Consider the following 22,883-nt stretch of genomic DNA (forward strand, 5'->3'; position numbering starts at 1 on the left):
ATTAACTGCAAACCCTGCGTCTTCCGCCATGTTAGGCGACGTCGTAGATTTGTGACAGTTGCCTTCACCCAAGGAATTATCCATGCACACCTCTTCACGCGGCGGCCTTGCCAGCCTGTCCCTGTCCATGTTGCTCGCCTCCCTCGGCACCAGCATCGCCAATGTCGGCCTGCCCAGCCTGGTACAGGCGTTCGATGCGTCGTTTCATGCAGTGCAGTGGGTGGTGCTCGCTTACCTGATGGCGATCACGGCAGTGCTTGTCATGGCTGGCCGAATGGGTGATCGCCTGGGCCGTCGCCGGCTGTTGCTCGGCGGGCTGCTGTTGTTTGCGCTGGGCAGTGGGTTGTGTGCGGGCGCGCCCTCGCTGGGCTGGCTGATTGCCGCACGCCTCCTGCAGGGCTTGGGCGCGGCGAGCATGATGGCAATGGCGCTGGGGACGGTCGGCGACACGGTGCCCAAGGAGCGCACTGGCCGGGTGATGGGCCTGCTGGGCACGATGTCAGCCGTCGGCACCGCCATGGGGCCCAGCGCGGGAGGTTTCTTGCTCAGTGTGTGGGGCTGGCGCGCACTGTTTCTGGTGGGCATGCCCCTGGGGTTACTCACCGCCGGCCTCGCGTGGCGCTATTTGCCGGTTGGTCGGCGCCACGTGGGGTTACCTTCCAGCTTCTGGTTGCCCTTGAAGGAAGCACCATTGCGCACGGGTCTGGCGATGAGTGCCTTGGTGGCGGCGGTGATCATGGCGACCTTTGTGGTCGGCCCGTTCTACCTGTCCCAGGGGCTGGGGCTTGACCCGCAATGGATGGGCCTGGCCATGGCCGTCGGGCCTTGTGTCGCGGCGCTCAGCGGTGTACCGGCGGGTCGCCTCACCGACCACCAGGGCTGGCGCCCCATGACGTTCGCCGGGTTGGGCATCCTGCTTTGCGGCGCCTTGTTATTGTCGTTGGCCTCGGGATTGATCGCCTACCTTGGGGGGCTGGTGATTCTGACGGCGGGCTATAGCCTGTTCCAGGCCGCCAACAACACTGCGGTGATGTGCGATGTAGACAGTGCGCGCCGAGGCTCGGTCGCAGGCTTGCTCAACCTGTCACGGACTATCGGGCTGATCTTCGGTACCTCGGCCCTCGGGGCTGTGTTCGCCTGGGTAACCCCGGATGGCACCCACGCCACCGCGCAATCCGTGGCCAGCGGCCTGCATGCGACGTTCGCCGTCGCCGTGGGCTTGATTCTGCTGGCCACCGCGATGGCAACGGGCCGCATCCGCGCCGTGAATACCCCGCAGAATACCCGTTGAGGCAAAAAAACAAAAAAGGCGTTGCGCCAGACGGGGTTACATCGCGCATCATGGGCACTTTCAAGCTCAAGGGTAACGTCCATGCGCGTTCTGTCATTGATGATGGGTCTTACGACGCTGGCCGCCAGTACGGTGTTCTGCGCCAGCGCGATGGCGAATGAAGAAAGTCAGTTGGTGCAGCAGATCAATGAGTACCGCAGCCAGCTGCAGCGCTGCGGCGACCAGGGTTCCCAGGAACTGCCACCGTTGTCCAGCGACACCCGGCTGGTGCTGCCAGCCAATAACGTCGGCGATCTGCAGCAGGCGCTGGCCCGGGCGGCATACCCGATGGTCAACGTGCAGGCCATCAGCCTGTCCGGTCCCAAGGACGCCCAGGCGGCCATGAAAGCCGTGCGCGAGAGTTTCTGTCGGGTGGTGCTGGACCCGCAATTCGTCGACATCGGCGTGAGCAACAACGGCCAGGACTGGCGCATCGTGCTGGCCCGCCCGTTGCTGTCCAGCGGCCTGGGCGATTGGCAAACCGAAGGCAGGAAACTGCTGGACCTGATCAATGCCGCCCGCACACAACCGCGCCAATGCGGCACGCAGGCGTTTACCGCGACCACGCCATTGTCGTGGAACGAGGAGCTGGCCGGGGCCGCCAACAGCCACACACGCAACATGGCCAACGGCAATTTCTTCGACCATCTGGACCACGACGGCCGCACGCCTGGCGACCGCGCCGAACTGGCCGGGTATATCGCGAAGAACATCGGCGAAAACATCGCCGCCGGCCTGGACACCCCACGCAAGGTGGTCGACGGCTGGCTCGCCAGTCCAGGTCATTGCGCCAACCTGATGAACCCGCAATTTCGCGAATTGGGCGCAGCTTATGCCATGGACCCGAAGAGCGATGCGGGCATTTACTGGACCGGTTTATTCGGCACGCAATAGGGATAGGGCCACCGCCCAATTGCACTGAATTCTACCGGCTCAAACAAATGAAGCATCAAATTGCCATCTAACCGATAATTACGCTGAACTGGCAGCGTTCAACCGGGTCTGTAGCTCTGCGCCACACACTGGAATGCCCGCTGTGACTCTGGAAAACAAGGTGCTCCCTCAATGATGAATTGGCTGCAAAGCAGCAGCGAAATGGCCGAGCGGGTGCGCCAGCATCACTGGGCCGATACACCTCTCGGCCCGCTGGAGCAGTGGCCGGACGTTTTGAAGACCACGGTCGCGCTGTGCTTTGCCTCAAGCTTTCCCCAGGCTATTGTCTGGGGGCCGCAGTTGATCACCCTCTACAACGACGCGTTTATTCCGATCCTGGGCAATAAGCCCTATCCCCTCGGACGTCCCTTCAGCGAGATATGGAGCGAGGTGTGGGACGAGGTCAGCCCCATCGCCGACGCGGCGTTCCAAGGGCACGCCACCTATATCGAAAACTTCCCCCTGGTGATTGAACGCGGCCAGGCGCGGGAACAGGCGTACTTCACCTTCTGCTACAGCCCGATTCGCGACCCCAAAGGCAAGGTGGTCGGTATGCTCGACACCGTCACTGAAACCACCGCGACGGTGTTCCTCGCCCGACGCCTGGCGGTACTGGACACCATCGGCAACGCAGTGGTCAACGCCGCCGATGCCGAAGCCATCATGACCAGCACCACCCAACTGCTGGCCGAACACCTGCAGGTGAGCAATTGCGCCTACGCCGACATGGACGCCGATGAAGACGGCTTTACCATTCGCGACAATTGGACCGCCCCCGGTTCACCCAGCATCATTGGCCGCTACAGCCTGGCGGCGTTCGGCGAGAAGGCCGTCAAATGCCTGCGGGCCGGCGAGCCGCTGGTGATCCAGGACAATCTGCGCGAACTGCCGCCCGAAGAGTCCGCCAGCTTCCAGGCCCTGGGGGTGACCGCCACGATCTGCATGCCGCTGATCAAGAACGGGCGCCTGACCGCCCTGATGGCCGTCCACGACAAAACCGCGCGCCCCTGGTCACCGTACGACCTGGCCTTGCTGCGGGAAGTCACCGAGCGTTCCTGGGCCCATATCGAACGCGTGCGCGCCGATGCCGACGTACGTGAAGGCATGGCGGCGTATGCCGAGCTGAACACCACCCTGGAACAACGCGTCGAAGAGCGCACCCTGGCGCTGGCCCAGGCCGAAGCCGCACTGCGCCAGTCGCAGAAACTCGAGGCCATCGGCCAATTGACCGGTGGCGTGGCCCATGACTTCAACAACCTGCTGACGATCATTCGCTCGTCAGTGGACTTTTTGCGTCAGCCAGGCCTGTCGGAAGACCGCCGCCAGCGCTACATGGGCGCCGTGGCAGATACGGTAGAGCGGGCCAGCAAGCTGACCAGCCAGTTGCTCGCCTTTGCTCGTCGCCAGCCGCTTAACCCGGAAGTCTTCGACGTGGGCCAGCGGGTGCAGAACATCGGCGAGATGCTCGAGAGCGTGACCGGTGCGCGTATTCGTGTGCATGTCGAGATGCCGCAGCGAGCCTGTTTCGCGCGTATCGATGCCAGCCAGTTCGAGACCGCACTGATCAACATCGCCCTCAATGCACGGGACGCGATGGAGGGCCAGGGCACCCTGACCCTGCGGGTCACCGGCGAGCAGCCGTTACCGCACATCCGCGGCGACGCCGGGTCACACAAAGCGTATATCGCCATTGCGCTCGCCGATACCGGCCCCGGTATTCCCGCCGAGACCGTCGAACGCATTTTCGAACCGTTCTTTACGACCAAGGCGGTGGGTAAAGGCACCGGCCTGGGCCTGTCGCAAGTCTTCGGGTTTGTGAAGCAGTCCGGGGGCAATATCGATGTGGCCAGCACGCCCGGTGAAGGCAGCGTGTTCACCTTGTATCTGCCCCAGGTCGAAGCCGAGGCATTGCTGCAACACAGCCCTCAGGAAACGCCGGCATCGTCCCACGACACCACGCAGTGCCGAGTGCTGATCGTGGAGGACAACCTGGAAGTCGGGCGGTTTGCCAGCCAGATTCTTCAAGACCTGGGTTACCAGGCCACCTGGGCGACCGATGCCGAACAAGCCCTGATCCTCGTGGGCAATGATGGGATGGCCTTCGATGTGATTTTCTCGGACGTGGTCATGCCCGGCATCACCGGTGTCGCCATGGCCAAGCTGCTGCGCCAGCGCCGGCCGGACCTGCCCGTGGTGTTGACCTCGGGCTACAGCGAAGAGCTGGCAGACAGCGGCTATGAGGGTTTCGAGTTCCTGCCCAAGCCTTACTCTGCCGAGCAGGTTTCGCGGGTATTGATCAAGGCCATGCTCAAGGATTGAGCAGCGCCCTACTCCTGCGCCACGGCCACCTGGTTGCGGCCCAGCGCCTTGGCCCGGTAGAGCGCTTTGTCCGCGCTGTTCATCAGGCCGTGCAAGTCCTCATCCACGGCCTGGGTAAACGCCAGCCCAAGGCTGGCTGAAAGCCCCTTGACCGGCTCGGCGGCCAAGTCGGATATAGTCTTGATCAGACCCTCGGCAATATCCCGAGCGGTTTCCAACGAGGTATTGGGCAACAACACGGCAAACTCTTCGCCGCCCAAGCGACCATAGACATCGGCCTTGCGGAACGACGCACTGATCACCCCGCCAATCTGGCGCAATACCTGATCGCCAGCCTGATGCCCGTAGGTGTCATTGATTTGCTTGAAGTGGTCCATGTCCATCATCAGCGCACACAGCGGCTGCTGGTTGTGACGGCATTGCGCGTACAGCAATTGGGCATGTTCGAAAAACGCCCGGCGGTTCATCAGGCCGGTCAGCTCATCGGTCTGTGCGGCACGGGTCGAGATGTTGTGGGCACGTTCCATTTGCCGGGTAAGGCGAAAGGCTTTTTCCAAAGCATCGGACAACTTGCGCGTGGCACTGACCACAAACGTGGAAAACACCAGGACCGCGATAGCGATGCCCACCTGCATGGATGTCGGCTGGAACAGCAGCCACAGGGTGCACGGCAGCAGCACCAGGCCGATGGACACCAGGGTCATGTAGCGATAGGCCGAATAACACGACACGGCGCTGACCGACATCCCCACGGTGAACAGCATGACCAGCGCCTGGGATAACCGATCATCCGTGGGCATCAGCGCGAATGCCCCTGCGCCCCAAATGGTCGCGGACAGCACCAGCGTGATCCAGTAACGGCGCTCCCAGCGGTCCGGCGTACGTTCGCTGTTGGGGCAGCGGAACCAGTCCAGGAACATCTTGACCCGCAGCAGCGACGACGCGCCCAGCAGCAGCAGCCACACCAGCATGAACGTGTGGTCGAAGCGCTCCCAGCACAGCCAGCAGAGCATGGCCGCCGCCATGTAGCTGCCGAAAATGGCCGTAAATGACTGGCGAAACAACTGGTGCAAACGGTCGGTTCGCACCTGCGCCTCTATAAAGCAATCCTGGTCCTGCTCACGCTCAAGGCCATTCATGAAGTTCGCCTGATTCGACTGCCATGACAAAGGCGCCATTGTGGCACCCTGCCACTAGCGTGGACAACTGAATCCAGCAGGGTAGAGCCTTTAACCCGCTTCGGGCCGCAAAATCAGCACCCCCAGCGGCGGCAGATTCAACGACAGCGACACCGGTTGCCCGTGGCGTGGCTCATCCTCGGTGAACACGCCACCGCCATTGCCGTAATTGGAACCCGCGTAGGTGTCTGCGTCGCTGTTGATCACCTCGCTCCAACGCCCGCCGAACGGTACGCCAACTTTGTAGGCCTCACGGGGCACCGGGGTAAAGTTGGCCACCACCAGCACCGGCTTGCCATCCTTGCTCCAGCGTAGCCAGGCGTAGACGCTGTTGATCGCGTCATCGCCAATCAGCCATTGGAAGCCCTGGGGCGCATCGTCCTGCTCGTGCAGGGCCGGCTCCTCGCGGTACAGGCGGTTCAAGTCGCCGACCAGCTTTTGCACGCCTTTGTGCTCGGCGTACTGCAGCAAGTACCAGTCCAACTGCTGGTCGTGATTCCACTCGCGCCACTGGCCGAATTCACAACCCATGAACAGCAGTTTCTTACCCGGATGCATCCACATGAACGCCAGGTAGGCGCGCAGGTTGGCGAATTTCTGCCAGCGGTCGCCGGGCATCTTGTCGATCAGCGAGTGCTTGCCGTGCACCACTTCATCGTGGGAAATCGGCAGGATGAAACGCTCGGACCACGCATACACGAGGCCGAAGCTCAGCTCGTTATGGTGATGGGCGCGGTAGACCGGGTCTTGCTGGATGTAATGCAGCGAATCGTGCATCCAGCCCATGTTCCATTTGTAGTTGAAGCCCAGGCCGCCCTGTTGGGTGGGCTGGCTGACGCCGGGCCAGGCGGTGGACTCTTCGGCGATCACCAGCGCGCCGGGGGCTTCCAGCGCCACCACGTCATTCAAGTGGCGCAGGAAGTCGATGGCTTCCAGGTTCTCGCGACCGCCATGGCGGTTCGGCACCCATTCGCCGGCCTTGCGCGAGTAGTCGCGGTACAGCATCGACGCCACGGCATCCACGCGCAGGCCGTCAATGTGGAAGTGTTTGAGCCAATGCAGCGCCGAGGCCAGCATGAAGCCATGGACCTCAGTGCGGCCCAGGTTGTAGATCAGCGTGTCCCAATCCTGGTGGAAGCCTTCCAGCGGGTTGGCATATTCGTACAACGCAGTGCCGTCGAATTGCGCCAGGCCGTGGGTATCGGTGGGGAAATGCGCCGGCACCCAGTCGAGGATCACGCCGATGTTGGCCTGATGGAGCGCGTTGATGAAATAGGCGAAATCCTCCGGCGAGCCAAAGCGCGCAGTCGGGGCGAATTGCGACAGCGCCTGGTAACCCCACGAACCGCCGAACGGGTGTTCCATGATCGGCATCAGTTCAACGTGGGTGAAGCCCAGTTGCTGCACATACGGCACCAACCGCTGCGCCAGCTCGCGCCAGTTGTATTGGCGCGCCACTTCGCCCGCCTCGTCCAGCTCGCACTGCCAGGAGCCCACATGCAGCTCGTAGATCGACAAAGGCGCCGTGGTCTTCTGCCGCTCGACCCGCGATTGCATCCACTCATGGTCCTGCCAGTCCACCTGCAACGGCGCGGCGACTTTCGAGGCGGTGTCGGGTGGCAGCTGGGTCGCCAGTGCCATGGGGTCGGCCTTGAGAGGCAGAATGCCATTGGCGCCGAGAATTTCGTACTTGTAGGCGGCGCCAGGTTGCAGGCGCGGAATGAAGATTTCCCACACGCCCGACGGATGCCGCAGGCGCATCGGGTGGCGGCGGCCGTCCCAGATATTGAAGTCCCCCACAACAGAGACCCGCCGCGCATTCGGCGCCCAAACGGCAAAACGCACGCCGTCTACGCCATCGACACTGGTCACCTGGGCCCCCAGGCAACTGCTGAGGTCGCGGTGATTGCCTTCGGCAAACAGATACAGGTCCATCTCACCCAGCAACAATTGCTGGAAGCTGTAAGGGTCTTCGGTGATCTGCTCACCGCCGGCCCACTGGATTTTCAGCTCGTACGCCTGGCGGGTGTTGAACTGCCCGACGAACAGACCCGGCACTTGGGTCGCATCCAGGCTGCCGATCTGTTCGCCGCCATCGCGGCTCAGCACCTGGACGCTCAAGGCTTCCGGTAGGAACGCGCGGATAAATTGCCCGCCCTGCTCGTCATCGTGTGGCCCGAGAATGGAAAACGGGTCGTGGTGCTCGGCGCGCACCAGCGCTTCGACGTCCTTGGACGCCGGCATGGCTGTCAACTTCGGTTGCAGCGGTTCTTTATTCGTAAAGCTCATGACGTCTCCCCACCGCGTGCAGTGTTCGATTTAGGTTTAATCCCGCTCAACAACCCGTGCAAGCCCTGTAGAGGCACCGGCAACCAGGTCGGACGGTTTTCCGCTTCATACGCCACTTCATACGCGGCCTTCTCCAGGCTGAACAACGTCAGCGCGGCGTCCTGGCCCTTGGCATCCTGCCAGTCATGCGCCAGTGTAGACGCAGCGGCCTGATAAGCCTGGATAAATGCCTGGCGGGCCTCTTTCAGGTAGCGATCCGTCACGCGTCTGCGCGCCTGGTCCGCTTCGGGCGAGTGATCCACTCCTTGTACGTTCAAGGCCATGGCCGCCGCGTAATCAAAGGAACGCAGCACGCCACTCACATCTTTATACGGGCTGTGCTTGCCGCGTCGTTCATGCAACGGCCGCGCCGGTTCGCCTTCAAAGTCGATCAAGTAGGCATCGCCCTTCACCACCAGCACCTGGCCCAGGTGCAAGTCACCGTGGACCCGAATGCGCAGGCCGCCCAGCGTGGCCTTCGCCAGACTTTGTACATAAGTGGCGATGGCTTTTTCCTGGGCCAGCAATTCACTGACCAGCGCCTGATCGGCAGGGTTCAATTGGCTTTGATGCAGCTTGAGCAATTGCAGGGCGCGCTGAATCTGCGCCCCGACGTCCTTGGCCCAGGCTTGGGTGTCCTTGGCGGTGGTGAGCTCGGGCTTGAAGTCGTTGTGGGTGGTTTTGGCCCCCAGCACCCCGTGCATCTCACCCAGGCGCCGGCCGAGCAGCCCGGCGAAGTCCGCCAGCTCGCCCAGTGCGTTGTAATGCTGTTCCTGTTCAGAGATGGCTTCGGCCAGCTCGTCGCGAATGGCGCGCTCCAGGTTGTTCTGGGTCCAGGCCCATGCATCGCCCTGGTTGCTCAAATAGCCTTGGGCAATCATCAACAGGTTGTCCTGGCCTGCCCCATCATGGCGAATCATCGAGCCCATCAGCGGCGAGATATTCGGGTAACCCGCGGCCGTCAGGTAGGCGCTCATCTCCAGTTCCGGGTGCACCCCTGCACTGACTTTGCGGATCAGCTTGAGCACCAGGCTCTCGCCGACCACCACCGAGCTGTTGGACTGCTCGGCCGACAAATAGCGCACCTGGGACTCGTCGGTCAGTTGCAGCTTGGCCAGGTGAGGCGTGGCCTCAAAGCGCAGATCGCCTTCGCTGGTATTCAATACCGTGCCGGCCTGCAAGCCTTGGATCACCGCGCGGACAAAGTGCTCCAGGCTGAAGGCATCCGTCACCAACCCCACCTGACGCACCCGCCGGACGCGGGCCAGGGCCAACTGCTGTGGCAAGGCGCTGGTGAACTGGTCTTCGCCGAGGAAGCCGAACGGCAGCTGATAGCGACTGACCTGGCCGCCGCTGCTCACGTCAATTTCGCTGAGCAGCACCGGATGCTCGGCGTCGCCAAACCGCACGCCATAGGCGATGTGCACGCTGTCGATCGCCGTGTCCTTACCGGCGAACCAGCGGCGCTTCGGCAGCCACGCCGGCAGCGAGGTGTGTTGAAGGGTGGTGCGGCACGGCTCGTCGAGCAGCTCTTCCATGCGTTTTTTCAGGACCAGGGTGGTGAAGTCCGGCATGCTTTGCGCCGGTTCCACATGCCAGCTGGGCATCTGGTTTTCCGCCGCCAGCACGAACCAATAGAAGCCATACGGCGCCAGGGTCAGCAGGAAATTCAGCTGGCCGATGGGCGGGAACGCATTACCGCCGAGCATCTCGACCGGGACCATGCCGGCAAAGGCCGACAGGTCCAGTTCGGCAGCCTGGGCACTGCGCGAGACGTTGGCCACGCACAGGATGATTTCGGTGCGCCCGTCTTCGCCGGTGAACTCACGGGTATACGCCAGGATGCGGCGGTTGCTCGGCGAGAGCATCTTCAGGCTGCCACGCCCAAACGCCTTGGACTGCTTGCGCACAGCCAGCATGCGGCGCGTCCAGTTCAGCAGCGAGTGCGGGTCCTGGGCCTGGGTTTCGACGTTGACCGACAGGTAGCCGTATTGCGGGTCCATGATCGGTGGCAGCACCAGGCTGGCCGGGTCGGCACGCGAGAAACCGCCGTTGCGGTCGATGGACCATTGCATCGGCGTGCGCACCCCATCACGGTCGCCGAGGTAGATGTTGTCGCCCATGCCGATTTCATCGCCGTAATACAGGGTCGGCGTGCCGGGCATCGACAGCAGCAGGCTGTTGAGCAGCTCGACACGGCGGCGGTCACGCTCCATCAGCGGCGCCAGGCGCCGACGAATGCCGAGGTTGATGCGCGCGCGGCGGTCAGCCGCGTAGTAGTTCCACAGGTAGTCGCGCTCTTTGTCGGTGACCATTTCCAGCGTCAGCTCATCGTGGTTGCGCAGGAAGATCGCCCACTGGCAGTTGGCGGGAATTTCCGGGGTCTGGCGCAGAATATCGGTGATGGGGAAGCGATCTTCCTGGGCCAGCGCCATGTACATGCGCGGCATCAGCGGGAAGTGGAACGCCATGTGGCATTCGTCGCCGTCATCGCCCTTGCGGTCACCGAAATACAGCTGGGTGTCTTCCGGCCACTGGTTGGCTTCGGCCAACAGCATGCGGTCGGGGTAATGGGCATCGATCTCGGCGCGAATCTGTTTGAGAACGTCGTGGGTTTCCGGCAGGTTTTCATTGTTGGTGCCATCGCGTTCGATCAGGTACGGGATGGCGTCCAGGCGCAGGCCGTCGATGCCCATGTCCAGCCAGTAGCGCATTACCGACAGCACGGCTTTCATCACCTGCGGATTGTCGAAGTTGAGGTCCGGCTGGTGGGAATAGAAACGGTGCCAGAAGTACTGGCCGGCGACCGGGTCCCAGGTCCAGTTGGACTTTTCGGTGTCGAGGAAAATAATCCGCGTGCCGTCGTATTTCTGGTCGTCATCGGACCACACGTAAAAGTCCCGCGCCGCCGAACCCGGCTTGGCCTTGCGCGCGCGCTGGAACCAGGGGTGCTGGTCGGAGGTATGGTTGATCACCAGCTCGGTGATCACGCGCAGCCCGCGCTTGTGGGCTTCGGCGATAAAGCGCCTGGCATCGGCCATGGTTCCGTAGTCGCTGTGCACGCCACGGTATTCGGCGATGTCATAGCCGTCATCACGGCGTGGCGAGGGGTAGAACGGCAGCAGCCAGATGGTGTTGACGCCCAGGTCGGCGATGTAATCGAGCTTGGCGATCAGGCCGGGAAAGTCACCGATACCGTCGTTATTGGAGTCGAAATAGGATTTGACATGAACCTGGTAGATCACCGCGTCCTTGTACCAGAGCGGGTCTTTGATGAAGGTGGCAGCCTTGGGTTTCTTCGCCATTGGAAACTCCTGAAATACTCAAATTCTTGCAAACTGAACTCGGTCAATGTGGGAGGGGGCTTGCCCCCGATAGCGGTCGTTCAGTTGGATACTCGATGGCTGAAACATCGCTATCGGGGGCAAGCCCCCTCCCACAGTTGATCTGCGCAAGACTTAGGAAACAGTGATGCGCCAGATCCCGAACGGCATCTGCGGCTCCAGCCGCGTCCACTGGGTCTTGCCGTACCAAGTCCAGCGGTGGCCGTTCATCAGGTCTTCGCCCTGGGTTTGCGCATCGTCCGGCAGGCCCAGCTCCCACAATGGCAACTCGAAGTGGGCTTCCTGGGCATTGAATGGGTCGAGGTTGACCGCCACCAGGATGAAGTTGCTGCCATCCTCGCTGCGTTTGCCGAAGTACAGGATGTTGTCGTTCCAGGCGTTGTAGAGCTTCAGGCCCAGGTGCGTCTGCAACGCCGGGTTTTGACGGCGGATCCGGTTGAGTTGGGCGATCTCGGCGATGATGTTGCCGGGCGCGGTGAAATCCCGAGGGCGGATCTCGTATTTCTCCGAGTCCAGGTATTCCTCTTTGCCGGGCACCGGCGCCGCTTCGCAAAGTTCAAAACCCGAATACATGCCCCACAGGCCAGAGCCCATGGTGGCCAACGCGGCGCGGATCAGGAAGCCTGGGCGCCCGGACTCGTGCAGGAAGCCTGGGTTGATGTCCGGCGTATTGACGAAGAAGTTCGGCCGGTAGCATTCGCGCCACGGCGACTCGTTCAATTGCGCCAGGTATTCACCCAACTCGGCCTTGGTGTTGCGCCAGGTGAAATAGGTATAGCTCTGGGAGTAACCGACCTTGCCCAGGCGCGCCATCATCGCCGGGGTGGTGAACGCCTCGGCGAGGAAGATCACCTCGGGATGCCTTGCCCGCACATCGGCGATCAGCCACTGCCAGAACGGCAGCGGCTTGGTATGGGGGTTGTCGACGCGAAAGGTCTTCACGCCCTCTTCCACCCAGCCCACCACGATGTCGCGCAGCTCGGTCCACAGGCCCGGGATCGCCTCCGCCGCATAGAAGTCGACGTTGACAATGTCCTGGTACTTCTTCGGTGGGTTCTCGGCGTATTTGATCGTGCCGTCCGGGCGCCAGTTGAACCAGCCCGGATGTTGTTTGAGCCATGGATGGTCCTGGGAGCACTGGATGGCGAAATCCAGCGCGATCTCCAGGCCATGCTCGGCGGCGGCCTTGACCAGGCGCCGGAATTCATCGCGGCTGCCCAACTGCGGGTGGATCGCCTCGTGACCGCCCTCCTCGCTGCCGATGGCATACGGGCTGCCCGGATCATCGGGGCCGGCGGTGAGGGAATTATTCTTGCCCTTGCGGTGGCTGCGCCCGATCGGGTGGATCGGCGGGAAGTACAGCACGTCGAAACCCATGTCATGGATCATCGACAGGCGTGAGTGCACATCGTTGAACGTACCGTGGCGTGCAGGATCATCGGTAATCGAGCGGGGAAACAGCTCGTACCAGCTGGCAAACTGCGCCGCTTCGCGCTCCACATCCAGCGGATAGACGGTGCTGATGCTCAAGTAGGCGCGGTGGTCGGCCTGGGTCATCAAGTGTGCACTGTCTTCGTGCAGAAACAGCGCGACCTGCTCGGTTTCCAGCAGGCCGGAGAGCTCGTGGTGCAGCAACATCAGGCGGTCGCGCAATTCGTTGTCACTGCGTTCGGCGGCCTGCAGCACCAGGCTGCGGCCTTCCTGCAACTCCAGGCTGACCGGCACACCGGCCTCATGCTTTTTGCGCAATTCGTAGCAGAAGCTGGCGAAGGTATCGATCCAGGCTTCGATGCAGTATTCGTGAGGGCCTTGCACGGTGACGGTAAACGCGCCTTCCCAGCCATTGTTGCCCACGTCATTCATGATCACGCTGTGCCAGCTTTCTTCATGCATCGAGCGCCAGCGGATCAGGACGGCGAGCTTGTCGTGGCCGTCGGCGAATACCTTACTGGTGACATTGACCCGCTGGCCAACCACGGCCTTGACGGCAAATTCGCCGCCGTCGATCACGGGTGAGGTGCTTTCGATTGCGATCCTGGGCAGCAACAGCGCCTGGGACAGCGGCAATATGGAATCTTCTGTAGCCAGTGTTTCAGCAGTCATCGAGCATCTTCCCCTTACGCCCTGTGGACGCTCTTTGCTTGATCCAAATTCTGATACGGCAGCGCTCTCCCCTGAGCAGGGCCGCTATAGGTCCGAGCTTGCGCCGAGGTTAAAAGTTCAGGTGGATATGCCGCCATTGGGCGGGGAATCAATTCGCATCGGCGGATGTCCACCGGTAGAGCAAAGCACAAAGGAGGCCACACCGATGAATATCCCGATCCCGGCTGAAGCCCCGGACCCGAATATCGACACACCAACGCTGCCACCCACTGAGCCGACACCGATTCCCGAAAAGGAACCGCCTGAAAATGAGCCGCCGCCGGTGGAAGAACCGCCGACGACCATGCCACCGGTGATCGTCAGTCCTTCTCGAACCGCTTGACGATTTTTGGCATCACACTGAACACCGCCAACGCAAGCAAGGTACTCAGCACCGCTGTCGATTCCCGACCCAACCCGGCCGAGACCCCAATCGCAGCGGTCATCCACAAACCGGCCGCCGTGGTCAGGCCTTTGACATGCCCTTCTTCATCATCCTTGCCCTTGATGATGGTGCCGGCCCCCAGGAACCCGATCCCGGCAATCACCCCCTGCACCACACGGCTCATGGCATCCGCCTGATTGCCGGACATCTGCGGCACCATCACAAACAGCGCCGCTCCCAAGGCCACCAGCATGTGGGTGCGCACCCCGGCGGCCTTACCCTTGCTCTCGCGTTCGAACCCGAGAATGCCGCCCAGGATCGCGGCAATCACCAGGCGCACAGTCATCTGAGTGAGCTGCCTGGCGTCGCCGATATCGGCGAATTCGGCCTGCAGGGTTTGCCACACTTCATGCCACCAAGCGTCCATGAACACTGTCCTTTGTCTTTGTTGATAAAGGATGGACAGCCGCGACCGCCAGTCAGTTGCCTTGAACCCGCCTACATCGCTGAACCCTAACCCTACATAGCCCATGAAAAGGAGATCGACATGACCATACGTATCGAAAACCAGTTGTGCTACTTCATGCTCGATGAGAACGGCCAGGAACAGAGTGTGCCGGCGACCCGGGTCAATATCGTGACCGACACCGATAAATCCATGTCTTACGTGGAACTGGCGGCCGAGCGAATCTATATCACCGAAGCCGAGGCCGACGCCCTGACGGTGGCGGGTGCCCATGATGGGCGCCAACATGTAAAGGCCGACGAACCTGGTTCGCTGATTTAATTGATCTGTATCAGCACCCGCCGGATCTGCCTGTACCCCACACGCCATGGGGTGCAGCACATTGACGCAGGCAGATCGACAACCTTCATCTGATCCGCTTTTTATCGCCATACCTGAGCCTGTTATGCAAACAGACCCACGCGCATAGTTCATCGGCCTGATGGAGGCTGATGAGCGAACGACCATGAGCGAACGAATCCCAACCGTGGAAACCTTTGAGCCTATACACCCAAAGAAGGTGAAGGCCAAATCCAGCGACAACCTGATCCATACCCGCAGTTTCACCGGCCTGTTCCGCACCTTGCGCGTGGCCGGTGCGGGCTTTCTGTTCCTGGCATTTTTCGGCACCGTGTGGCTGAACTGGGGCGGACGGCAAGCCGTGCTGTGGGACTTGGCCGAAAGCAAATTCCATATTTTTGGCGCGACTTTCTGGCCCCAGGATTTCATCCTGTTGTCGGCGCTGCTGATCATCTGCGCCTTCGGCCTGTTTGCGATCACGGTGTTCGCCGGCCGTGTGTGGTGCGGATACACTTGCCCGCAAAGTTCGTTTACCTGGCTGTTCATGTGGTGCGAAAAGATCACCGAGGGCGAGCGCAACCAACGTATCAAGCTGCAAGCGGCCCCCCTGGAGCCTGGACAAACTCGCGCGGCGCTCGGCCAAACACACCTTGTGGCTGGGCATCAGTGTGCTGACAGGGCTGACGTTCGTCGGCTACTTCACGCCGATTCGTCCATTGGCCGCCGAACTGCTGACCTGGCAGATGGGCGGCGTGAGCCTGTTCTGGGTGCTGTTTTTTACCGGCGCCACCTACATCAACGCCGGTTGGCTGCGTGAAGCGGTGTGCATGCACATGTGCCCGTATGCGCGGTTCCAGAGTGTGATGTTCGATAAAGACACCCTGACCATTTCCTACGATACAGCGCGCGGCGAAAACCGTGGCCCGCGCAAACGCGAGGTCAAGCCGGCCGATGTCGGCCTGGGCGACTGTATTGACTGCCAGCTGTGCGTGCAGGTCTGCCCCACCGGCATCGACATCCGCGACGGCCTGCAAATGGAGTGCATCGGCTGTGCGGCGTGCATCGACGCCTGTGATTCGATCATGGACAAGATGGGCTATGCCCGTGGCCTGGTGAGCTATACCTCCGAGCATCAATTGCAAGGCGGCAAGGCTCACCTGCTCAGGCCACGCCTGATCGGCTACAGTGCCGTGCTGCTGGTGATGATTGCCGCGTTGGTGGTGGCACTGGTGGAGCGGCCGCTGGTGTCGCTGGATGTGACCAAGGACCGCGGCATGTTCCGCGAGAACGCCCAGGGCCTGATCGAAAACATCTACAGCCTCAAGGTCATCAACAAGACCCAGCAACGCCAGGATTACCGGGTGGAGCTGCTGGATGCCGAGGGTTTTCAACTGCAGGGCAAGACCGAGATCAGCCTGGCGCCGGGGGAAATCGTCGACATGCCGGTGTCGGTGGCGTTGCTGGCGGATAAACCGGCGAGCAGTTCGCAGACCATACGGTTCAAGGTGACGGATGTGGATGCACCGAGCATTTACAGCGTTGCCGATAGCCGATTCGTGGCGCCGCTCATCTAAAACACTTGTTTAAGGCCAACATGAAACGCTACGAAAAATTCGCCGACGACATCGCCGAACTGATCCGCTCCGGCGTCCTGGGCCCCGGCCAGCGGGTCCCCTCGGTGCGCTATGCCAGCCAGACGTATGGCGTCAGCCCGTCCACAGTGTTCCAGGCCTACTACCTGTTGGAGCGGCGCGGGTTGATCCGTGCACGGCCGCGTTCCGGCTACTTCGTCAACGCCCATGCGCCCAGCCCGTTTTCCGAGCCGGTGGTGAGCGAGCAAGTGCATGAGTCCACCGAAGTCGATGTCAGCGAATTGGTGTTCTCGGTGCTCGATTCGATCAAAGACCCCAACACCGTACCTTTCGGCTCGGCCTTCCCCAGCCCCATGCTGTTCCCGCTGCCACGCCTGGCCCGTTCCCTGGCCAGTGCCAGCCGCGAGATGGACCCGCGCATGGTGGTCACCGACATGTCGCCGGGCAACCCGCAACTGCGCCGGCAGATTGCCCTGCGCTATATGGTCGGCGGCCTGATGCTGCCCATGGAGGAGTTGCTGATCACCAACGGCGCCCTGGAAGCGTTGAACCTGTGCCTGCAAGCCGTCACCGAACCGGGCGACCTGGTGGCCATCGAGGCCCCGGCGTTTTACGCCTGCCTGCAAGTGCTGGAACGCCTGAAGCTCAAGGCGGTGGAAATCCCGGTGCACCCGCGCGACGGCATCGACCTCAACGCCCTGGCGCAAACCCTGGAGCGCTACCCGATCAAGGCCTGCTGGACCATGACCAGCTTCCAGAATCCCATGGGCGCGACGCTGCCGGAAGCGAAAAAACAGGCGCTGGTGGAACTGCTGCGCAGCCATCAGGTGCCGTTGATCGAGGACGATGTGTACGCAGAGTTGTACTACGGGCAGCAGGCCCCCAAGCCGGCCAAGGCCTTCGACACCGAAGGCCTGGTGATGCACTGCGGGTCCTTCGCCAAGAGCCTGGCCCCCGGCTATCGCGTCGGCTGGGTGGCGGCCGGGCGCTATGCGCAGAAAGTCGAGCGTTTGAAGCTGATGACCTCGCTGTGCCCCTCGATGCCGGCCCAGGCGGCGATTGCCGACTACCTGCAACACGGCGGCTATGACCGGCATTTACGCAAACTGCGGTATGCCCTGGAGGAACAGCAAAGCGCCATGCTGGCCGCCATCGCCCGCTACTTCCCGGCACAGACACGGGTCAGCCAGCCGGCCGGCGGGTATTTCCTGTGGCTGGAATTACCCGAGCAAACCGATTCGTTGAAGTTGTTCCAGATGGCACTGGCGCAAGGCATCAGCATTGCGCCGGGGCCGATCTTTTCGGCGACTCGGCGTTTCAGAAACTGTATTCGCCTGAACTACGGCAGCCCATGGACCGAGGCCTCGGAGAAGGCGATGGAGACGTTGGGACGGATTGTGCGGTCGTTCTAACGTTATCTTGAATTGAAGGCGGGAACGTATTGAGACGGGCAGCCACAGAGAAGACTCAACACACACTGTGAGAAGTTTCCATGAAGACCTGCCCGCTTCCTGCCGATGCACCTGTCCACCTAATCCCTCTCCTCGTGCCATCCCACTATATGTGCAGGGATGAGCGCCAAGACGTACGCGAGAGGCAGGGCCCCATGGGCCGTCCCGCGGGCGATCATCGATCGGCAGAAAGGATCATCGAGGGAAGCGCGGTGATGCGTCATTTCCTGGAGGGCTACGATCACTACCAGGTCGGCGATAACCTTAAAAAGCAAATCGGTGACTGGACCGAAGCCAACCCCGACCCAGAGGCCAGGGCCGACGCGGCTTATGATCTGGACCAGGTACTGCGGTTTATCGATAACGTGGACGATAGCACCTTGAAAGGCAGCGACAGGCTCAATGGGAAAGTCGATGGTTTCTCCAATTACGGCTACAGAATCCAGGACAATTCAGAAGCCAGCCTGCTCGACAGGTTCTCCTACGAGGGATATTCCGCGCTGCATTATTTGCAGACCTGAGGGTACGCGACCTCAACGGCCCCCGCCCAAATCCAAAAACGTGCCGGTGGCATACGACGCCTTATCCGACAACAACCAGATAATCGCTTCCGCCACTTCATCCGGCCGACCGCCACGCGCCATGGGAATCCCGGACTCCAGCTTGCTGACCCGGTCCGGGTCGCCGCTCAGGGCATGGAAGTCGGTGAAGATGTAGCCGGGGCGCACCGCGTTGACGCGGATGCCCTCGCCCGCCACTTCTTTGGACAAGCCGAGGGTGAAGGTGTCGAGCGCGCCCTTGGACGCCGCATAGTCGACGTACTCACCCGGCGAGCCCAGGCGCGATGCGACCGACGACACGTTGACGATACTGCCGCCCTGCCCGCCATGCTTGGGCGACATGCGCAGCACCGCGTGCTTGGCACACAGGATCGGGCCGAGCACGTTGGTCTTGAGGATATTCAGGATGCGGAACTCGGACATCTCATCCACCCGCGACTTGTGCGCCACCGTGCCGGCGTTGTTCACCAATGCGGTGACGCGGCCCAGTTCGGCGTCGACGTGATGGAACAGCGCGATCACTTCATCTTCGCTGCTTACATCAGCGCGCACCGCAATCGCCTGGGCGCCGAGGGCGCGAACCTGTTCCAGCACGCTGTGGGCGGCTTTTTCATCGGAGTGGTAGTTGATGCAGATGCGATAGCCCTCTCGGGCAGCCAGCAATGCCGTCTCGGCGCCGATGCCACGGCTGCCCCCGGTGATGATTACGACTTTGTCCATGCGTGCGGTCTCCTGATCCAACGTGATGCTGATGCTTACAGTTGGATCCAATACTAACCGTCACGCACGGCTTTTGTCAGGCATCAGTGCGTCTTCGACACGTTGAATATCCGCCATGAAACCGTCAGCCGGCAGCGGGTGGCCAAGCAGGTAACCCTGCAGGGCGTTACAGCCCAGTCGCGTGAGGAAGGTCTGCTGCACATCCGTCTCTACCCCTTCGGCGACAATCCGCAGCCCCAGGGCCTGGCCGAGGGCCACGATGGCCGAGACGATGGCGGCGTCGTCGCTGTCGTGCTCCAGGTCGCGCACAAAACCGCGGTCGATCTTCAACTCGTTGGCCGGCAGGCGCTTGAGGTACATCAGGCTGGAATAGCCGGTGCCGAAATCGTCGATGGACAGGTCTACCCCCATGTCCGACAGCTGCTGCAATACCGTCATGCTCGCATCCGCATCGCTCATCGCGGTGGTCTCGGTAATCTCCAGGGTCAGGCTGTTGGCCGGCAACCGGTGCCGCGCAAGTGCGCCGGCCACGCTGTTGACCAGCCCGGCGTGGCAGAACTGCAACGCCGACAAATTCACCGCGATGCGCCAGTGTTCATAACCCTGGGCGTACCACACGCTCATTTGGCGACAGGCTTCATTGAGCACCCATTCACCGATGGGAATGATCAAGCCGGTTTTTTCCGCCAGTTCGATAAAGGTCGCCGGCAACAACAAGCCTTGTTGCGGATGCTCCCAGCGCACCAACGCTTCGGCCCCTACCGGGATGCCAGTGAGCGCATCAAACTTGGGCTGGTAATAGAGACGAAATTGCTCCTGCTCAAGGGCATTGCGCAGGTCCTGCAACAACTGCAATTGCTTGCGCGCATTGGTGTTCATCGACACATCAAAGAAGCTGTAGCCGTTCTTGCCCATGCCCTTGGCGTGGTACATGGCGGCGTCGGCGTTCATCAACAGTTCCTGGGGGTCGCTCCCGTTGCCCGGGAACATCGCGATGCCGACGCTGGCGGAAATCTTCAGCTCATGCTCGGCCACCTGGAACGCACGGTTGATCAGCACCACCTGGCGCTCGGCAAGGCCGAGTGCATCATCGGGCTGCGTCAACTGCACCAGCAATACAAACTCATCACCACCAATACGCGCCAGGGTGTCGTGACTGCGCAAGTCCTCGCGCAGGCGCAGGCCGACTTCACGCAATAACTGGTCGCCCAGGTGATGGCCAAAGGCATCGTTGACCGGCTTGAAGCCGTCCAGGTCGATGAACATCAGGGCAAAGCAACCACCCTGCTCTTTTACCGCCTCGATGGCCTGTTGAATGCGATCCGCCAGCAACGTGCGGTTGGGCAGCCCGGTGAGCATGTCGTGCAGGGCCAGGTGGGTCAGTTCCTGGTTGGCCAGGGTCAGCGAGTCGGCGAGCACAGCGGTGCGCGCTTCCAGGCGAGCGTCAAGCAACGAAGTGAGCAATGCAATCGCCAGGACCGCCAGTGTCGTGACCAGTACCAGGTTATCCAGGCCCTTGCCGCTCAAGCCGTCCAGCACGGCGGCGCAGTAGCTTTCATCGGCAAAGCGTGCGGCCGCCATGCCGGTGTAATGCATGCCGACGATTGCAAAGCCCATCACCACCGCCGCACCACCACGGGCCAGGCGTACGTAAGGCGTGTTGCGGCGCAGGTTGAACGCAATCAACAGCGCGACTCCGGACGCCACCACCGCGATCAGCAACGACAGGCCAAATAGCGTGGGTTCATAGTCGATGCCCGGTGTCATGCGCATCGCGGCCATGCCGGTGTAGTGCATGCTGGCAATACCGCTGCCCATGACCAGCGCGCCAAACGCCAGTTGCCAGGCTGGTAAACGGCGTTGGCTGACCAGCCATAACGCGAAGCCGCTGGAGAGTACCGCGATCAACAACGAGAGCGCGGTGATACCGATATCAAAGCCCAAGGCAAACGGCAGGCGCAACGCCAGCATGCCGATAAAGTGCATTGACCAGACGCCTACCCCCATCGCCATGGCCCCGCCGGCTATCCATAAATACACAGCGCGCCCCTTGGCGGTCGCGATGCGGCCGGTGAGGTCCAGGGCGGTGTAGGAAGCGAGGATCGCGACAAACAGCGAGATCGCGACCAGCGAGGGGGAATAGCTACCGATAAGCATGGGACTTCTCGTGGGCAACGGACCCGAAACGCCCGTGCCAATTGGCAAAGCGGGCGATTGTAGCGAGAATAATTCTTGGACAGTTGATTAATTGCCAGAGGGCCATTAGTGACAATTTGACGTCAATTCACCGACTCAAAAGCATCAGATAACTGGCAGGCATGATCCTACAAAACATAGCGAACGGCCTGACATAAAAACCGGGAACTATTCCCCAGGCTCTTTCACCTCTATCGACTCACCGGTGAAAGGATGCCAAGCGATTTCCTGCGTAGCGGTGTGCCGGATGCACACTCCACCACCCGTCAACGACTCATGAGTCTGTTGGACCTGCCCGAACTCTATCGAACCATCGACGCCGACCCCGGCATCGTTGGTGCTGGAGTGGTGCATATCGGCAGCGACTATCAGGTAACAGTGTTACGAGAGTTTGTGCCGCTGTGCAGTATCAAGCCCAAACGGGTGATTTTGCGCGAGGCGGCCGGGCCTATTAAGACTGCCGACGAATATGCAGAACTGGCGGCAAATTCCCCGCGTGAATCACAGCTATGGAAGGAGGCATCGGGGATGGCAATTTCCTGCGGCGGAGCTGTGATTAGCTACATCGTGGCGAAAACGGGTATTGCGGCAGCGCCATTTACCCTAGGTGCGAGCCTCGTATTGACCTACATCGCTTTTGTCGGGACAGCGGCCAGTGGGGCACAGTGTTTGAACAGTTTATGGAGGACCCGAAACGAGCTAATCAATCCCGCCCTGAATGATCACTACGACACGTTAAGGTGGTATCAGGCAACGACGCTTGCCTTAGACGGCATCTCACTTGTGGGAGCAGGCTCCAGCAGCTTCGCTGCGGTCAAATCAGTGTTGGCCATACGGCGTTCGACGGGGCGCCACATGACGGACATCCTGCGGTCCATGAGCCGTCAGGAACGGGCAACGTTAACGGACGAAATCCTGCGGCTTAAAAATCCCCGCCATCCATTCGAAATCGTCCGGCTGAAACAGCTGGCCGGGGAGTTACCCAAACGGTATAGCAATCTACAATTACGCCAGGACATCCTCACTCAAATCAAAGATCAAATCGGAGCGACCCTCTCGGTTACTGGCAGCGCGCTGTCAGGGAATATCAGCCACATGATTATTGCCCTGTATGAGGAGTTCGACAGCCATGACTGATTACACCGAGCGTCTGCGCGAGTATCGAATATGGCGCCGTTACGCCTATCGATTCTTGCCGTCGTTCGGCGGTGCTCTATTGCTTAGTCTCAACAATATCGCCGCCAACATGTCACTTAGCCTGGCGTACTACGCAGAAATCCATCACTTGCCCAATGAATATGCTTTTGCGACCGGCATGACGCTTTGCCTAGTTTTTAACGTTGGGCAAATAATGCTATGCCAAGGGTTTCGTTATGCGCCCCGAGTACTCATGCTCGTGGCAATCGTGAATATTCTATTGGCGACCGGTTATCTCGCCAGTCACCCACCTACACTGCTCAACCTATCCACGCTCATCTCGGCCTTGATCTATGTCCTGGTCCTCAACTCAAAAAACCACCGCCGCTACACCGGCATGTTGCGGGTCAAGCGTCGGCGCAAGCTCAGGGCCCTCAGCCAGGTCAAGGCCCCCATTTGACGT

16 protein-coding genes and 1 pseudogene are annotated in these 22,883 nt (G+C 61.2%); 10 read left to right on the forward strand and 7 right to left on the reverse strand.

Annotated elements, in window-relative coordinates:
* The first annotated feature begins 82 nt into the window (after nucleotides 1-82).
* The 3 genes from FIV39_RS27585 (at nucleotide 83) to FIV39_RS27595 (ending at nucleotide 4,582) form a co-directional block, all read left to right on the forward strand.
* The gene (locus FIV39_RS27585) at nucleotides 83-1,291 is read left to right on the forward strand and encodes an MFS transporter (RefSeq protein WP_090405032.1); all 1,209 of its coding nucleotides are present in this window, start codon (nucleotides 83-85) and stop codon (nucleotides 1,289-1,291) included.
* Nucleotides 1,292-1,372: 81 nt separating this feature from the next.
* Nucleotides 1,373-2,224, forward strand: coding sequence for a CAP domain-containing protein (locus FIV39_RS27590; RefSeq protein WP_090405035.1), 852 nt, complete (start codon nucleotides 1,373-1,375; stop codon nucleotides 2,222-2,224).
* 171 nt (nucleotides 2,225-2,395) lie between these two features.
* Nucleotides 2,396-4,582 (forward strand): GAF domain-containing hybrid sensor histidine kinase/response regulator, encoded by a 2,187-nt coding sequence (locus FIV39_RS27595; protein WP_090405038.1) that lies wholly within the window; start codon nucleotides 2,396-2,398, stop codon nucleotides 4,580-4,582.
* Nucleotides 4,583-4,590: 8 nt separating this feature from the next.
* Here the strand turns inward: FIV39_RS27595 and FIV39_RS27600 are convergent, their stop codons facing one another.
* The 4 genes from FIV39_RS27600 to FIV39_RS27615 all read right to left on the reverse strand — a co-directional run bounded on the left by FIV39_RS27600 (nucleotide 4,591) and on the right by FIV39_RS27615 (nucleotide 13,535).
* Nucleotides 4,591-5,760, reverse strand: a complete 1,170-nt coding sequence (locus tag FIV39_RS27600; RefSeq protein ID WP_090405042.1) for a GGDEF domain-containing protein — start codon at nucleotides 5,758-5,760, stop codon at nucleotides 4,591-4,593.
* Nucleotides 5,761-5,811: 51 nt separating this feature from the next.
* Nucleotides 5,812-8,049 (reverse strand): 1,4-alpha-glucan branching protein GlgB, encoded by a 2,238-nt coding sequence (glgB, locus tag FIV39_RS27605; RefSeq protein WP_090405044.1) that lies wholly within the window; start codon nucleotides 8,047-8,049, stop codon nucleotides 5,812-5,814.
* Complete coding sequence (gene treS, locus FIV39_RS27610) at nucleotides 8,046-11,393, reverse strand: maltose alpha-D-glucosyltransferase (RefSeq protein ID WP_090405048.1); 3,348 nt, start codon at nucleotides 11,391-11,393, stop codon at nucleotides 8,046-8,048. The genes glgB and treS overlap by 4 nt, the downstream gene beginning before the upstream one ends.
* Nucleotides 11,394-11,546: 153 nt before the next feature.
* Entirely contained in the window at nucleotides 11,547-13,535 is a 1,989-nt protein-coding gene (locus FIV39_RS27615) for an alpha-1,4-glucan--maltose-1-phosphate maltosyltransferase (protein WP_090405052.1), read from the reverse strand.
* A 205-nt stretch (nucleotides 13,536-13,740) separates the two neighbouring features.
* Between FIV39_RS27615 and FIV39_RS33150 the strand changes: the two genes are divergently transcribed.
* Nucleotides 13,741-13,917: a hypothetical protein gene (locus FIV39_RS33150; protein WP_167361117.1), complete on the forward strand. Its 177-nt coding sequence runs from the start codon at nucleotides 13,741-13,743 to the stop codon at nucleotides 13,915-13,917.
* Here the strand turns inward: FIV39_RS33150 and FIV39_RS27620 are convergent.
* Nucleotides 13,895-14,386 (reverse strand): MgtC/SapB family protein, encoded by a 492-nt coding sequence (locus FIV39_RS27620; RefSeq protein WP_090405057.1) that lies wholly within the window; start codon nucleotides 14,384-14,386, stop codon nucleotides 13,895-13,897. The two genes, FIV39_RS33150 and FIV39_RS27620, sit on opposite strands and share 23 nt — an antisense overlap.
* Nucleotides 14,387-14,506: 120 nt before the next feature.
* Between FIV39_RS27620 and FIV39_RS27625 the strand changes: the two genes are divergently transcribed.
* The 4 genes and pseudogenes from FIV39_RS27625 (at nucleotide 14,507) to FIV39_RS27640 (ending at nucleotide 18,328) form a co-directional block, all read left to right on the forward strand.
* A complete protein-coding gene (locus FIV39_RS27625; protein ID WP_090405060.1) occupies nucleotides 14,507-14,746 on the forward strand; it encodes a DUF3203 family protein in 240 nt (79 codons plus the stop codon).
* Between the two features lie 184 nt (nucleotides 14,747-14,930).
* Nucleotides 14,931-16,338, forward strand: a pseudogene (gene ccoG, locus FIV39_RS27630) (cytochrome c oxidase accessory protein CcoG).
* 20 nt (nucleotides 16,339-16,358) lie between these two features.
* A complete protein-coding gene (mapR, locus tag FIV39_RS27635) occupies nucleotides 16,359-17,768 on the forward strand; it encodes a GntR family transcriptional regulator MpaR (RefSeq protein WP_090405066.1) in 1,410 nt (469 codons plus the stop codon).
* Between the two features lie 194 nt (nucleotides 17,769-17,962).
* Complete coding sequence (locus FIV39_RS27640) at nucleotides 17,963-18,328, forward strand: hypothetical protein (RefSeq protein WP_167361118.1); 366 nt, start codon at nucleotides 17,963-17,965, stop codon at nucleotides 18,326-18,328.
* A gap of 12 nt (nucleotides 18,329-18,340) precedes the next feature.
* Here FIV39_RS27640 and FIV39_RS27645 read toward each other — a convergent pair whose 3' ends face one another.
* Together FIV39_RS27645 and FIV39_RS27650 are read right to left on the reverse strand one after the other, a co-directional pair.
* Complete coding sequence (locus FIV39_RS27645) at nucleotides 18,341-19,087, reverse strand: SDR family oxidoreductase (protein WP_090405071.1); 747 nt, start codon at nucleotides 19,085-19,087, stop codon at nucleotides 18,341-18,343.
* Nucleotides 19,088-19,147: 60 nt separating this feature from the next.
* A complete protein-coding gene (locus tag FIV39_RS27650) occupies nucleotides 19,148-21,244 on the reverse strand; it encodes a putative bifunctional diguanylate cyclase/phosphodiesterase (protein WP_090405074.1) in 2,097 nt (698 codons plus the stop codon).
* 252 nt (nucleotides 21,245-21,496) lie between these two features.
* Between FIV39_RS27650 and FIV39_RS27655 the strand changes: the two genes are divergently transcribed.
* Both FIV39_RS27655 and FIV39_RS27660 read left to right on the forward strand, forming a co-directional pair.
* Nucleotides 21,497-22,420: an NAD synthetase gene (locus FIV39_RS27655; protein WP_090405077.1), complete on the forward strand. Its 924-nt coding sequence runs from the start codon at nucleotides 21,497-21,499 to the stop codon at nucleotides 22,418-22,420.
* A complete protein-coding gene (locus FIV39_RS27660; RefSeq protein ID WP_090405080.1) occupies nucleotides 22,413-22,880 on the forward strand; it encodes a hypothetical protein in 468 nt (155 codons plus the stop codon). The genes FIV39_RS27655 and FIV39_RS27660 overlap by 8 nt, the downstream gene beginning before the upstream one ends.
* The last annotated feature ends 3 nt before the right edge of the window (nucleotides 22,881-22,883 follow it).

It is taken from the genome of Pseudomonas grimontii (genome assembly GCF_007858185.1).
Taxonomy (GTDB): Bacteria; Pseudomonadota; Gammaproteobacteria; order Pseudomonadales; family Pseudomonadaceae; genus Aquipseudomonas; species Aquipseudomonas grimontii.

Excerpts from the sequence above, each read along its gene's own strand:
- FIV39_RS27585 (WP_090405032.1), top strand. The coding sequence starts at position 83 with ATGCACACCTCTTCACGCGGCGGCCTTGCCAGCCTGTCCCTGTCCATG.
- FIV39_RS27600 (WP_090405042.1), bottom strand. The coding sequence starts at position 5,760 with ATGGCGCCTTTGTCATGGCAGTCGAATCAGGCGAACTTCATGAATGGC.
- glgB (WP_090405044.1), bottom strand. The coding sequence starts at position 8,049 with ATGAGCTTTACGAATAAAGAACCGCTGCAACCGAAGTTGACAGCCATG.
- FIV39_RS33150 (WP_167361117.1), top strand. The coding sequence starts at position 13,741 with ATGAATATCCCGATCCCGGCTGAAGCCCCGGACCCGAATATCGACACA.
- FIV39_RS27595 (WP_090405038.1), top strand. The coding sequence starts at position 2,396 with ATGATGAATTGGCTGCAAAGCAGCAGCGAAATGGCCGAGCGGGTGCGC.
- FIV39_RS27590 (WP_090405035.1), top strand. The coding sequence starts at position 1,373 with ATGCGCGTTCTGTCATTGATGATGGGTCTTACGACGCTGGCCGCCAGT.
- FIV39_RS27645 (WP_090405071.1), bottom strand. The coding sequence starts at position 19,087 with ATGGACAAAGTCGTAATCATCACCGGGGGCAGCCGTGGCATCGGCGCC.
- mapR (WP_090405066.1), top strand. The coding sequence starts at position 16,359 with ATGAAACGCTACGAAAAATTCGCCGACGACATCGCCGAACTGATCCGC.
- FIV39_RS27620 (WP_090405057.1), bottom strand. The coding sequence starts at position 14,386 with ATGGACGCTTGGTGGCATGAAGTGTGGCAAACCCTGCAGGCCGAATTC.
- FIV39_RS27655 (WP_090405077.1), top strand. The coding sequence starts at position 21,497 with ATGCCAAGCGATTTCCTGCGTAGCGGTGTGCCGGATGCACACTCCACC.
- FIV39_RS27640 (WP_167361118.1), top strand. The coding sequence starts at position 17,963 with ATGGGCCGTCCCGCGGGCGATCATCGATCGGCAGAAAGGATCATCGAG.
- FIV39_RS27660 (WP_090405080.1), top strand. The coding sequence starts at position 22,413 with ATGACTGATTACACCGAGCGTCTGCGCGAGTATCGAATATGGCGCCGT.
- treS (WP_090405048.1), bottom strand. The coding sequence starts at position 11,393 with ATGGCGAAGAAACCCAAGGCTGCCACCTTCATCAAAGACCCGCTCTGG.
- FIV39_RS27650 (WP_090405074.1), bottom strand. The coding sequence starts at position 21,244 with ATGCTTATCGGTAGCTATTCCCCCTCGCTGGTCGCGATCTCGCTGTTT.
- FIV39_RS27625 (WP_090405060.1), top strand. The coding sequence starts at position 14,507 with ATGACCATACGTATCGAAAACCAGTTGTGCTACTTCATGCTCGATGAG.
- FIV39_RS27615 (WP_090405052.1), bottom strand. The coding sequence starts at position 13,535 with ATGACTGCTGAAACACTGGCTACAGAAGATTCCATATTGCCGCTGTCC.